Source organism: Amycolatopsis sp. TRM77291, assembly GCF_054166285.1.
Genome location: NZ_JBSZHF010000001.1, coordinates 5,884,534 through 5,897,095 on the forward strand (window position 1 = coordinate 5,884,534; position 12,562 = coordinate 5,897,095).

12 protein-coding genes and 1 other RNA gene are annotated in these 12,562 nt (G+C 64.2%); 5 read left to right on the forward strand and 8 right to left on the reverse strand.

Annotated features, from left to right (window positions below; all coding sequences use genetic code 11):
- Nucleotides 1-429 precede the first annotated feature (429 nt).
- Both ACXIZN_RS26970 and ssrA read right to left on the reverse strand, forming a co-directional pair.
- Nucleotides 430-2,145 (reverse strand): hypothetical protein, encoded by a 1,716-nt coding sequence (locus ACXIZN_RS26970; RefSeq protein WP_457957704.1) that lies wholly within the window; start codon nucleotides 2,143-2,145, stop codon nucleotides 430-432.
- Nucleotides 2,146-2,678: 533 nt separating this feature from the next.
- Nucleotides 2,679-3,051, reverse strand: a transfer-messenger RNA (tmRNA) gene (gene ssrA, locus ACXIZN_RS26975).
- 156 nt (nucleotides 3,052-3,207) lie between these two features.
- Here ssrA and ACXIZN_RS26980 point away from each other — a divergent pair.
- The 5 genes from ACXIZN_RS26980 (at nucleotide 3,208) to ACXIZN_RS27000 (ending at nucleotide 7,450) form a co-directional block, all read left to right on the forward strand.
- Complete coding sequence (locus ACXIZN_RS26980) at nucleotides 3,208-3,885, forward strand: sensor domain-containing protein (RefSeq protein ID WP_457957705.1); 678 nt, start codon at nucleotides 3,208-3,210, stop codon at nucleotides 3,883-3,885.
- Nucleotides 3,882-5,021 carry a sensor histidine kinase gene (locus ACXIZN_RS26985; protein WP_457957707.1) on the forward strand — a complete coding sequence of 380 codons (1,140 nt, stop codon included), beginning with the start codon at nucleotides 3,882-3,884 and terminating at the stop codon, nucleotides 5,019-5,021. Before ACXIZN_RS26980 ends, ACXIZN_RS26985 begins: the two co-directional genes overlap by 4 nt.
- 52 nt (nucleotides 5,022-5,073) lie before the next feature.
- Nucleotides 5,074-5,715 (forward strand): response regulator transcription factor, encoded by a 642-nt coding sequence (locus tag ACXIZN_RS26990; protein ID WP_457957709.1) that lies wholly within the window; start codon nucleotides 5,074-5,076, stop codon nucleotides 5,713-5,715.
- Between the two features lie 82 nt (nucleotides 5,716-5,797).
- Nucleotides 5,798-6,031 carry a hypothetical protein gene (locus tag ACXIZN_RS26995; protein ID WP_034322139.1) on the forward strand — a complete coding sequence of 78 codons (234 nt, stop codon included), beginning with the start codon at nucleotides 5,798-5,800 and terminating at the stop codon, nucleotides 6,029-6,031.
- 93 nt (nucleotides 6,032-6,124) lie between these two features.
- Nucleotides 6,125-7,450, forward strand: a complete 1,326-nt coding sequence (locus ACXIZN_RS27000) for an acyltransferase family protein (RefSeq protein ID WP_457957711.1) — start codon at nucleotides 6,125-6,127, stop codon at nucleotides 7,448-7,450.
- Here the strand turns inward: ACXIZN_RS27000 and ACXIZN_RS27005 are convergent.
- The 6 genes from ACXIZN_RS27005 to ACXIZN_RS27030 form a co-directional block, all read right to left on the reverse strand.
- Nucleotides 7,440-8,336, reverse strand: a complete 897-nt coding sequence (locus ACXIZN_RS27005; protein WP_457957712.1) for an amidohydrolase family protein — start codon at nucleotides 8,334-8,336, stop codon at nucleotides 7,440-7,442. The genes ACXIZN_RS27000 and ACXIZN_RS27005 overlap by 11 nt on opposite strands.
- A complete protein-coding gene (smpB, locus tag ACXIZN_RS27010; RefSeq protein ID WP_038518755.1) occupies nucleotides 8,333-8,815 on the reverse strand; it encodes an SsrA-binding protein SmpB in 483 nt (160 codons plus the stop codon). The genes ACXIZN_RS27005 and smpB overlap by 4 nt, the downstream gene beginning before the upstream one ends.
- 51 nt (nucleotides 8,816-8,866) lie before the next feature.
- A complete protein-coding gene (gene ftsX / locus ACXIZN_RS27015; protein ID WP_457957714.1) occupies nucleotides 8,867-9,760 on the reverse strand; it encodes a permease-like cell division protein FtsX in 894 nt (297 codons plus the stop codon).
- A gap of 51 nt (nucleotides 9,761-9,811) precedes the next feature.
- The gene (ftsE, locus tag ACXIZN_RS27020) at nucleotides 9,812-10,501 is read right to left on the reverse strand and encodes a cell division ATP-binding protein FtsE (RefSeq protein ID WP_005168409.1); all 690 of its coding nucleotides are present in this window, start codon (nucleotides 10,499-10,501) and stop codon (nucleotides 9,812-9,814) included.
- 135 nt (nucleotides 10,502-10,636) lie between these two features.
- A complete protein-coding gene (gene prfB, locus ACXIZN_RS27025; protein WP_457957717.1) occupies nucleotides 10,637-11,740 on the reverse strand; it encodes a peptide chain release factor 2 in 1,104 nt (367 codons plus the stop codon).
- Between the two features lie 66 nt (nucleotides 11,741-11,806).
- Nucleotides 11,807-12,307, reverse strand: a complete 501-nt coding sequence (locus ACXIZN_RS27030; protein WP_034322153.1) for a PadR family transcriptional regulator — start codon at nucleotides 12,305-12,307, stop codon at nucleotides 11,807-11,809.
- Nucleotides 12,308-12,562: the final 255 nt, after the last annotated feature.

Here is a 12,562-nt window from a genome sequence, read left to right on the forward strand (position 1 = left end):
AGCACACCGTGCACGAGAACGCACGCTGCCCGGATCTGCGGCCCTGCTCGACAATCGACTAGCAGCACCGTTATTAATCGAGAGATCGAACTTTTGCCCACTTGTTTACTGACTGCATGCCAATTGAGAAGCGAGCCAAAGCTGCTCACCGCGGCGACGCTTCGTGGTCTCTCTGTGCAACATTACTCTGTTCCGCAAGATGTCCTATAACCGCATCCACCCGATCAGCCTCAGCGGAAGTCTTGAAAACGTTCAAGCGAGCCAGCACTGAGTCGCCAGCCTCGGGACGACGCACAATAAGCGCCCCCTCGCCCCAGTTCTCGTCCGCATCCTGCGGTTGCTTCCTCACAACTGCTCCAGCCATAGCGTTAACAGAGACCACAGTGTAACACTCCTTCAATAGTAAATCAAGATAAATGTGACAATTTCTCAATTGGACAAGTTCAGATAATACTTGATCTCATGATAAGTTTTTTGAATTAAATAAAGTGCCAGCAAAGTGCTCACGGCCGCAATAGGGGTCCATACGTAACTAAGGCTCACCGGAACCCTGCCTTCAAGGATGGAGACCTGAAATTCTGGACTATTTCCATGGCTTCCAATCCACACATACGCCAACGCGGAAAACAATGAAAGAGTCATGGTTAGAATAAACCCAAAATAGGTACTAAGGGACGAACCTGCAACATTCGCTGCATCTGTTATGCCGCCGAGCATGACGGCCACAAATGCAGGTGCAGCCAAAAGGAACGCAGTAAGGTCTGTGCCGATGTTCTGATCACCACTAGTAATTGCTGCGTGCGCCACGAGGATGAAGCATTGAATAACTGCAGAAATTAGTGCCAGTATCGTGGCTACGCCAAGCGCGCCTGGCGGAACCTCTCTGAAGTCTACTCTCGTCTTGAAATCGTTATCGCGAACCGCGCGACTCTCTCCTTGCGCCCGGACGTAGAGATGAGCCGTAGGGCGGCCAGACTGGTAGTAAACCCGCGCATACTGCTGCTCGCGCCCAAGGATGAAGTCGTCCTGGCAAAGCCATTCATCCGTACCCGCATGCGCGATTCTATGATTGAAAATGTACTGACCGGAAGGCGCAGGACACTGAAAATGGTAGCTGTCAGACTGAAGCACCCTTGTCAGACTTATGTCTATAGCATAGGGATTGAGGCCAAACCTAGCTCGCAGTCGATCGTATCGCCCCTGAAAGGACTTCTGCACAGGAATGTCGTGCTCATAGCTCACAACCAGCACCTGGCCACCAGGGGGCACTGGAGCGGCCACAATGACGTAGTGCTCGGCAAAGGTTCCACAAAACGCTCGAATAGAGTCGCGCCATTGGGACGAGAATTCGTCGGTCAAGTGGTCTATTTCAGAAATATGCTCATTTATGCCGGCCCTTGCCTGCTCAGTAAGCTTCTCACCGTGACAAACAACATACTGAATCAGGTTCCATAGAATGTTTTCATCCTTGGCCCGCAAAGTGTAGAGTTCATTCTTCTCACCCAGAGATTTACGATGCTCGAGAGCCGCCATTCCGAACATTGTTCTTAGTGTGGCTATAAGCAACCCTCGCGATTCCCTCTGCGACAAAGTTGGAACTATCGCACCCGCAGAGTCAGTGACGCGCAAGTTGTCAAATAAATTCCCACGCTTGGTCACAATTAACGGGACAAGAAGGCTTGACTGGGCATCAATATCGCCTAGATTGCTTGCAGGACCGGAGTTACCGTATCGAAAAGTCAAAGTCGTCTTCATATGGGCATACCGGTCTTGATATGCCGCCTCTTCGTTCACGCGCTGCAAGAATAGCGGCAGACCCGCGAGCAGCTTCACAAAGTACGCCATAGAAGGCTTTCCGTAACGATCAAATACTTCTTTTTCGTCCCGTTCAAGCTGCTTTAAGGTCGGCGACCTTGGCCTTGCTGGCCCAAGAGCGCCATTTTGATCTGGCCACACCCGATACTTGGATATTACTCTCGCCATGAACCAAAGTGCGCCGAACACCAGAATTAAGCTTCTAAGCAAGGGAGCCTGCGGTAGATCCACAAGGCCGATAACCAGGAAAAGCATGACTAAAATTGACGGCACCAGAATTGACCGAATGGGGTTCCCCTTTGTTCCATTGCTTTCGACTTTGCGCCCCACTGCTTCCCCACCTCTCATCAAATCTCTACCGCAGCAACCGACGTTCCCCTGAAGGTCGCCACATGCGGCTTTGCGTTACCGCCGGAAACCTATCGGCGACACCGACGTAGCCAAGTCGTCACATTCAATGAAGACCGGAGCGGGCAGCAAGCACGCGAGGTGACCTCTTCGCGGATGACAGCAGCGCCAGGTTATTTACCGTCTGCGTTCATGATCGTCGCCTAGGTCGACACCGAATTTGCATAAGGAATTATTTGACTGGAGCACGACCGTTGCCGCCAGACCTTGCGGAGATCAACATGTGAACCCGCTCGGACCATGCCCTCGAACGCAAATCCAGACCTCCGTGCCAACCTGCATGCGTGCATGTGTGTCGCAAATACAGGCGCAAGGGTGACATTTAGTCATCGATTGTAGCTTTATGTGTCCGATGGGAAGTCAGTTGTCTGAATTTGACATCCATCACAGAAGAGCTTGCGCCACCATGCAAAGAAGCGGCCCGGCCCCCTCAGGGGCAGGGCCGCTCCGTCGACCAGTGGAGGTGCCGGGAATTGAACCCGGGTCCTCTGGCGCATCACCAGGGCTTCTCCGTGCGCAGTCCGCTATGTCTCTACTTGACCCCTTCAGTCACGCGAACAAGCTGAAGTGACGGGCCCAGCCACTGTTTGTTTCCCAACCACACCCCGCGGCCGGGTGTGGCGGTAAGCCTCCTAGCTGATGCCGGTGACCGGGTCGGAGGCGACCCCGGACCGACAGAGTTGCTCTACTGCTTAGGCAGCAAGAGCGAACTCGCGCTGGCTCTTAGGCTCGGCGCTTATTGGTTTGCGATGACGCTTACGGTGGTCTCTCGCCTGCACCGGCACGCTTCTCCTGATTCAACGTCCAAAGTCGAAACCGTTCACCCCCTTGGTGGGACACAACCTCTACATCATAACGCGGGCGGCAACCGGGTTAATCCCGCAGGTGGGGCTAGCCCTACCTGGGAGATGCCCGCGCGCACCATGTCACCGGACGCCCGCGGGGCGCGATGCTGGACTCCTCGAACAGGAGAGGAGCACGACCATGAGTTCGCTGGCGGCCGAGCGGGAGCTGAGCAGGTCCGATCCGTCCTTCGGCGGCTCGCTGGTCTACCTACTGATGAACCTGCCGATGGGCGTCCTGGCCTTCGCGCTCCTGATGTCCCTCATCTCGGCGGGCATCGGCACGGCGATCGTCTGGATCGGGTTGCCGCTGCTCGCACTGGTGATCCTGGCGGTCCGCGGCGCGGCCCGGATGGAGCGCGCCAGGGTGTACGCGCTGCTCGACCGCTACATCGACCTGCCGTATCTCCCGTTGCCCGCCGCCGGCCAGTCCGTGCGCTGGAAGGCGCGGCTGAAGGACGGCTCGACCTGGCGCGACCTCGGCTACTTCTTCCTCCTGTTCCCGCTCGGGATCATCGAGTTCGTCCTGGTCACGGCGTTCTGGTCGACCAGCCTCGGCCTCGCCGGCCTGCCGATCTACTACCGCTTCCTGCCCGGTGGCGAGTACCGCTTCCCGACCTGGGAGAACGCGTGGTTCACCGTCGATTCGACGGTTTCGGCGCTGCCTTGGGCGGCGCTCGGCGTGCTCTGCATCGCCCTCTCGGTAGCGTTGACGAAGGCGCTGGCCGGGATGCACGCCCGGCTGGCGACGGCGCTGCTCGGGCCGACCCACGCCCAGCGCCGCCGTCTGGAGGATTCATGGGGCGAGGTTCACGGATGACGATCGACCAGCAGGTACAGCAGGTGGGGATCCCCCGCCCCCGGCCGTTGAGGTCGATCGTCTACATGATCGTCAGCTTCGTGTTCCGGCTCCTCCAGTTCGTCCTCATCGTCACCGGCTTGGCGGTCGGCATCGCGACGGCGGTGGTGTGGATCGGCTTCCCGATCCTCATGGCCACGACCAGCTTCATCCGCTGGTCCGCCGACCGCGAGCGTGGCTGGGCGCGCACGATGCTCGAAACTCCGCTGGAGCCGGTCGAGCGCCTGCCGGTCGAAGGGCTTCCGCTGGTCAAGCGCTGGCTGACCCGCTTGACCGACGCGACGACGTGGCGCGACCTCGCCTACCTGATGGCGGCGTTCCCGTTGGCCTGTCTGGAGCTTCCGATCGCGATCGCGTCGATCGTGCTGCTGCCGATGGCGATCTGGGTCACCCCGTGGCTCGGCTGGCTGCACGGAAACCTGGCGTTCTCGCTCCTCGGCCCGAACCGCACCCAGCGGCTGGAGCAGAAGGCCGAGCGGCTGCAGGCGTCGCGGGCTCGCGGTGTCGACGCCGCCGAGGCCGAACGCCGCCGCATCGAGCGCGATCTGCACGACGGCGCCCAGCAACGCCTGGTCGCCGTCGCGATGAGCCTCGGCCGCGCGAAGTCGAAGTTCGACCAGGACCCGAACGCGGTGCGCGAGCTGATCGACGAAGCTCACCTCGACGCCAAGCTCGCGGTGTCGGAACTGCGCGATCTCGCCCGCGGGATCTACCCCGCCGTGCTCGGCGACCGCGGTCTCGACGCCGCCTTGTCCGCGCAGGCCGCGAAATCGCCGATCCACGTCGACGTGGAGGTGGATGTCGAGCCGCGGCCACCGGCGGCGGTCGAGACGACGGCCTACTTCATCGTCGGCGAGACGCTGACGAACATCGCGAAACACTCGGGAGCGACCGAGGCGGGCGTGAAGGTGTGGCGCACCGAAGCGATGGTCATCGTCGAGATCACCGACAACGGGCACGGCGGCGCCGAAGTCCGGCCAGGCGGCGGCCTCGCCGGGCTCGCCGACCGGGCGGCCACGATCGACGGCGTGATCACCGTCGTCAGCCCGCCCGGTGGTCCGACGGTGATTCGCGCGGACCTGCCGTGCCAATGGTGACCCGCTCGTGAGTGAATAGGCTCTGCCATTCACTCACGACGCTGGGGGCAGCATGCGGGTTGTCATCGCCGAAGACGCGGTTCTGTTGCGCGCGGGGGTGATCCGCCTGCTCGCCGACGAGGACATCGAGACCGTCGCCGCCGTGGACAACGGCGACGACCTGCTGGTCGCGGTCAAGGAACACCGGCCGGATCTCGCGATCGTCGACGTGCGCATGCCGCCCACCTTCACCGACGAGGGCCTGCGCGCCGCACTGGGCGCTCGCGAAGTCATCCCGGGCCTGCCTGTCCTCGTGCTTTCCCAGTACGTCGAGGAGAGCTACGCCGTCGAGCTCCTGTCCGGCGGCGCGGGCGGAGTCGGTTACCTGCTCAAGGAACGCGTCGCCGACGTCGGGGACTTCCTCGACGCGGTCAAGCGCGTCGCCGGCGGCGGCACGGCCATCGACCCGGACGTCATCGCGCAGCTGATGGCCCGTGGCCGCAAGAACCCGCTCGACGCGCTCACCGCCCGCGAGTCCGAAGTGCTGGGGCTGATGGCGCAGGGCCTGTCGAACACCGCGATCGCGAACTCGCTCGTCGTTTCGCACGGCGCGGTCGAAAAGCACATCGGCAACATCTTCTCGAAGCTCGGCCTCGAAGCGAGTTCGGTGGAACACCGCCGGGTCCGCGCGGTACTGACTTACTTAGGACGCTGAAGTAGCTCTTGGTGGCGAAGCCGTCACTCACCTAACATGGGCAGACTTGTAGGTGGGTGACGCGCCGAACCGAGGAGGACCCATGACCGACAGGCCCTCCCACAGCGCCCGCTTCTTCGGCGGCCCTCTCGACGGACGCGTCCAGGAACTCGGCGACACCGAGCCCGTCGCGGGCACCGTCCTCAAACACGTCCATCTGCACGACGGCCCGAAGATCGAGACCCGCTACGAACTCGGCCTCGCCGAGGACGACTGCTGGGAGTTCCGGCTGTGTCCCGCTCCACTCCCGGAGCCCGAGACCGACGGCGTGGGGTAGGGAAAACTCCACCTTCCGAGGGCGAAAACAGGAAGATCGATACGGCGGCCCGCACCGCTGTTTTCTCGGCCCCGAAGCACCAGGCTCTTTTCCATGCACACGAGCCAGAAACAGGGCCGGGACAGGTTCCTGGACATCGTCCGAGCGGTCGCGATCCTCGCGGTCGTCGTTCAGCACTGGGGAATGCCGGTGCTCTCGTACGCCGACGGCCATCTTTCGACCGGCAACGCCCTCGCGACGCCCGGCTGGTGGGTCATCACCTGGCTCAGCCAGGTCATGCCGCTCGTCTTCTTCGCCGGCGGCGCGGCGAACCTGATCTCGTTGAGCCGCGCGGAAAGTTCCCGTTCCTGGCTCGCGTCCCGCCTCAAGCGGCTGATGATCCCGGTGCTGCCGCTGGTGGCGGTCTGGTTGTTCGTCCCGGACATCCTGCGTGGCATGGGCATTCCGGAGCAGCCGCTGCAGGTCGGTGGCGCGATCGCCGCTCAGCTGCTGTGGTTCCTCGCCGTGTACGTGCTCACCGTGCTGCTCACCCCGATGCTGGCCGCGGCACATCGCCGCTGGGGCCTGAAGGTTCCGCTCGTTATGCTCGCCGCCGCCGTCCTCGTCGACGTCGCCCGCTTCAACGATCTCGGCCTGATCGGTTTCGCGAACGCCGTCTTCGTCTGGATGGCCGTGCACCAGCTCGGTTTCCACTACACGCAAGGCCGTCTCGGTTCGCTGAGCCGCAACGCCGCGCTGGGCATGTCGGCTGCCGGATTCGGCATCACCGCGCTGATGGTCGCCTTCGGCCCGTACCCCGCCAGCATGATCGGCATGCCGGGCGCCCCGGTGTCGAACATGAGCCCGCCGACCGTGCTGCTGGCCTTCCTCGCGATCGGCCAGATCGGCCTCCTGCTGGCCTTCAAACCGCAGCTGAACGCCCTGGCCGCACGGCCGAACCTCGACGCCGCGCTGAAGTGGATCGGCCCGCGGTTCATGAGCGTCTACCTGTGGCACATGCCGGCGCTGATCGTCGTCTCCGGGGTCGCGGTCTACGGCCTTGGCTACGAAACCCCCGAACCCGGTTCCGTGCTGTGGCTGACGATGCTCCCCGCGTGGCTCGGCGCCTGTGGGCTCGTGCTCCTCGGCCTGCTGCGGATGTTCGCCCGTTTCGAAACGCAGGGTTCCGGCCCCGCGTCGACCGCCCACACACCTCAGCTGGTGGTGGCCGGGCTGGCGATCGCGGGCGGCCTGCTCGGGCTGGCCGCGCACGGTTTCGCCCCGCTGAGCGACGGCCTCACCCAGGGGCCGGCGCCGTGGGTGGCGCTGGCGACGGGCGGCTTCCTTCTGGCGGGCAAGCAGATCCAGGTTTCGGAGCTGGGAACGCGGTTGCTCGGCCGCGCCGTCTCGGTCACCGAGGTGGCACAGCTCAAACGCTGAGCAGTTTCGCGGGGGTGTCGTGCAGCATCGCCCGCAGGAACGGCTCTCCCAGGCGATCGTCGGCTGCCCAGCCGGCGATCGCCTGCAGCTGTGTGGCGTATGAGTACGGGATGTTGGGGAAGTCGGTGCCGAGCACGACGCGATCGGGGAACTCGGCCAGCAGATCCGTCCAGTCCGGCGGGAGCGGATTACCGCGCGAAGTGAACTCCACCCCGACCATCGTGGTGTCGAGGTACACCCGTGGATACTTCCTCGCCAGCTCGAACGCGAAGTCGATCTCCGGCATGCCGGCGTGCGCGAGCACCAGCGTCAGGCTGGGATGCCGGACCAGGATCTCCTCGAACAGCCGTAGCCCGGTGTAGGCGCCCTTCAACGGACCGTGTCCACAGTGGACGACCACTGGGACGCCCGCGTCCGCCAGCGCGCCCCAGACGCCGTCCAGGAGCTCGTCACGCGGGTCGTAGGCGCCGACCTGGACGTGCGCCTTGAAACACCGGGCGCCCGCGCGCAGCGCACCGTCCACAACGGACAGCGCACCGGGCTCCGGGTAGAACGTGCCGGTCGGCACCGCCTCGGGGACGCGTTCCGCGAACTCCAGCGCCCACGAGGTCAGCCATTCGGCCATTCCGGGCTTGTGCGGATAGACCAGCGGCGCGAACTTGCGCACGCCGAACGAGCGCAGGGTTTCGATGCGCTCTTCCTCCGGCGTGCGGTAGTGCACCGGCCAGGCCATGCCGTAGTGCTCTTCGGCCTGGTCGAAGTAGGCCCACACCTTGTCCATGACCTGCTTCGGCAGGAAGTGCAGGTGAAGGTCCACGAGCCCGTCGATGCCGAGCGCCGAGATCCAACCGGGGATCTCGGCATCCGACGCGGGCCCGTGGATCAATCGTTGTACCGGCCCTTCAGTGCCCGGCCCATGGCCCGGCTGATGGTGCGCTCCGCGTCCCGCTTGGCGATGTCCTGCCGCTTGTCGTAGGACTTCTTGCCCTTCGCCAGCGCGATCTCGACCTTGACCTTGCCGTCCTTGAAGTACATCGACAGCGGGACCAAAGAAAGACCGCTTTCCTTGGTCTTGCCGATGAGCTTCTCGATCTCCTGGCGGTGGAGCAGCAGTTTCCGGGTGCGCCGGGGCGTGTGGTTCGTCCACGTGCCCTGCACGTACTCCGGGATGTGCACGTTGCGGAGCCAGACCTCGCCGTCGTCCACCGTGGCGAACGCGTCGGCCAGCGATGCCCGTCCTTCACGCAGGCTCTTCACCTCGGTACCGACGAGCACGAGACCGGCTTCGTAGGTGTCGAGGATGGAGTAATCGTGGCGAGCCTTGCGGTTCGACACGATCACCTTGTGTCCACGTTCCTTGGGCATAGCGGCGACTCTACGTGAGTTTCTGTGTTCGGGCAGGTGGTTATCGGGCGGCTAGTGGCGCACGTACAGGCGCAGCGTCACGTAGCCGGTGATCGCCGAGATGACGATCGAGACGGCGAGCAGGATCGGCGCCACCGGGAACAGCAATTCGAGCATGCCGACCGCGGGGAAGACGTCCCCGGTGAGCACCAAGTCGAGCAACAGCACCTTGGTGAGCACGAGGAACACGATGCCGATGATCGCACCGACCAGGCCGGCGACCACCGCCTCCAGGAGGAACGGCAGCTGCGTGTACCAGCGGGTCGCGCCGACCAGCCGCATGATGCCGACCTCGGTGCGCCGGGTGAACGCCGACACCTGGATGGTGTTGGCGATCAGCAGCAGCGCGGCGATGGCCATGATCAGCGCGGCACCGAAGGCCAGGTTCCGCACACCGTTGAGCGCGTTGAACACGCGGTCGAGCGCCTTCTGCTGGTCGTCGACCTTGGAGACGCCCGGTTTGCCGGTGTACTCCTGAATGATCGCCTGGCTGCGCTCGGGGTTCTTCAGCTTGACGTGGAGCGACGCGGGCAGCGCCTCCGGCCCGGTCAGCGCGAGCAGTTCCGGCTGGCTCTCGAACATCTTCTTGAACCGCTCGTAGGACTGCTCGCGGTTCTCGAAGACGACCGACTCGACGCCGTCGTTGCCCTGCAGGTCCTGGCGCAGCGTCTGGCAAGCGGACTGCGAGCAGTTCGGGTCACCCGCGCTGATGTCGTTGACCAGATAGACCGAAACCTCGACGTCGGCGAGGAAGTTGGCCTTCATCTTGTCGATCGTGCCGACGGCCAGCAGGCCGAAGCCGAGCATGGCGAGGGAGACCGCGGTGGTGAGGATCATCGCGATGGTCATCGTGACGTTCCGGCGCAAGCCGGTGACTACCTCGCTGAAGACGAAACTGGCGCGCATCGGGGTTGATGTCCCTTGGAAGTCGTGGGTTACGGAGGAGGGCGGGGCCGGTCAGCGGCCGATGCCGTAGACGCCTCGGGCGTCGTCACGGATGACCTTGCCGAGCTGGAGCTCGACGACCCTTCGCCGCATCGAGTCCACGATCGAATGGTCGTGGGTGGCCATCAGCACCGTCGTGCCGGTGCGGTTGATCCGCTCCAGCAGCAACATGATGTCCTGGCTGGTGTCGGGGTCCAGGTTCCCGGTCGGCTCGTCGGCGAGCAGCACGAGCGGGCGGTTCACGAACGCGCGGGCGATCGCGACGCGCTGCTGCTCACCACCGGAGAGTTCGTTGGGGAGACGGTCGGCCTTGCCGTCGAGGCCGACGAGTTCGAGCACCTCGGGCACGACCTTGCGGATCGTGGGGCGCGGCTTGCCGATGACTTCGAGCGCGAAGGCGACGTTCTCGGCGACGGTCTTGTTCGACAGCAGACGGAAGTCCTGGAACACACAGCCGATGGTCTGCCGCAGCCGCGGCACCCGGCGACGGGCGAGCTTGGCGACGTCGAAGTTGGAGACCATGACGCGACCCTTGCTCGGCACCTCTTCGCGCAGCAGGAGGCGCAGGAAGGTCGACTTCCCGGATCCCGAGGGACCGATCAGGAAGACGAACTCGCCTTTGTCGATCTCGACCGACACCCGCTCAAGGGCGGGACGGGTCGAGGTCTTGTAGACCTTGGAAACCTCTTCGAGCCGGATCACGGTTCGGCATACTACCCATGCCCGTCGTTAAGCCCGGGTAGCCCGGTCCCGGCGGCCAAGCGAGCAAGGGACCTTTGCTACCACTCTCTCCCGGAAAGTGATAGCAAAGGTCCCTTGCTCTCTCACGCAGGGTTGTTACGCGGCTCCGGACTGCTTGCGCCAGCGGATGCCGGCCTCCAGGAAGCCGTCGATCTCGCCGTCGAGCACGGACGACGGGTTGCCGACCTCGAACTCGGTCCGCAGGTCCTTGACCATCTGGTACGGGTGCAGCACGTAGGAGCGCATCTGGTTGCCCCAGCTGGAGCCGCCGTCCTTGAGCGCGTCCATCTCGGCGCGCTCCTCTTCCTTCTTCCGCTGCAGCAGCCGCGCCTGGAGGACCTTCATCGCGGCCGCCTTGTTCTGCAGCTGCGACTTCTCGTTCTGGCACGACACGACCACGCCGGTCGGGATGTGGGTGATCCGCACCGCCGAGTCCGTCGTGTTCACGCTCTGGCCACCGGGGCCGGACGAGCGGTACACGTCGACGCGGATGTCCTTCTCGGGGATGTCGACGTGGTCGACCTCCTCGACCTCGGGCATCACCTCGACGTGCGCGAAAGAGGTCTGGCGGCGGCTCTGGTTGTCGAACGGCGAGATGCGCACCAGCCGGTGCGTGCCCTGCTCGACCGAGAGCGTGCCGTAGACGTAGGGCGCGCTCACCTTGAAGGTGGCGGACTTGATGCCCGCTTCCTCGGCGTAGGAGATGTCGTAGACGTCCGTCGGGTAGTTGTGGCGCTCCGCCCACCGGAGGTACATCCGGAGCAGCATCTCGGCCCAGTCGGCAGCGTCCACGCCGCCCGCTTCGGACCGGATGGTGACCACGGCGTTGCGCGGGTCGTATTCACCCGACAGCAGTGTGCGGACCTCGAGCCCGTCGATGTCCTTGGTGAGCGCCGTGAGCTCGGTCTCGGCCTCGGCCACACTGGCGGAGTCGCCCTCGGCCTCGGCCAGTTCCGCGAGGATGCCCAGGTCGTCGAGCCGCTGGCGCAGCTCGGAAATGCGTCGCAGCTCACTCTGCCGGTGGGACAACTGGCTGGTGACCTTCTGCGCCGCTTCGGGGTCGTCCCAGAGGTTCGGGCTGGATGCCTGTTCCTCCAGCTCGGCCACCTGGGCACGCAGCGCATCCAGGTCCATCACCGACTCGATCTGCGTCAGCTTGCCGGTCAGATCCTTCAGTGCCGCATCGAACTCATCACTCACGTCGGCCAAGGTTACGGCAAAACCCACGACCGGTTGCGGGGAACCGGCCGTGGGCACCTGTCCGGGTCAGGACTGGGGGATGGAATCCAGCAGTTTCAGTGCGGCTTTCGCCTGCGCCTGCGCGAACTCGGCGACGGCCTTGGCGTACGGGCCGTCGGCGGCCTTGGTGGCGGCCTTGGCCTCGTCGAGCTGCTGCGTGTAGCTCGCGCGGGCCGACTCGAGCAGGGCCGAGCGCTGCTTGACCGTCAGCGAACCGGCGTGCACGAGACGCAGGATCAGCGGGCTGCGGAGGTGGTCAGGACCGGCTTCGGAGGTCAGCCACGTCTTGAACGCCTTCTTGCCCGCCGCGGTGATGAGGTACTGCTGGCTCGACCGCGGGCCCTGCTTGCCGAGGCGGACGAGGCCCTCCTTCGACAAGGCGGGGAGCTCCCGGTACACCTGGCTGCGGGTCACGCTGAAGAAGGCGCCGAAACGCTCACCCGCCCCCGCGACCAGTTGCCCGCCCGTGGCGGGACCGTCGTGGAGAAGACCGAGCAGTGCGGCGGCTGTTGCATTCAATTCGGACACGTCCTCTACGGTCCCACTTTTCGGAACCTGTGTCCACTGTGGTCAGCACATCTGTCCATTGTGGCTAGTGATATGCGCTCATTCGGCCCAACGCGCTACGCCTGTCCACAATGGACCGGACACGCTACGCAACCGGCGACGGCCACGGACAGCGGTACCCGTCCCCCGCCCCGACCAACGACAGGGAGTGAACACCGCACGAACCACGGGATCCCGGAAACGAAGAAGCGGGGGGGGGGGGGGTGGGGGGCGGGG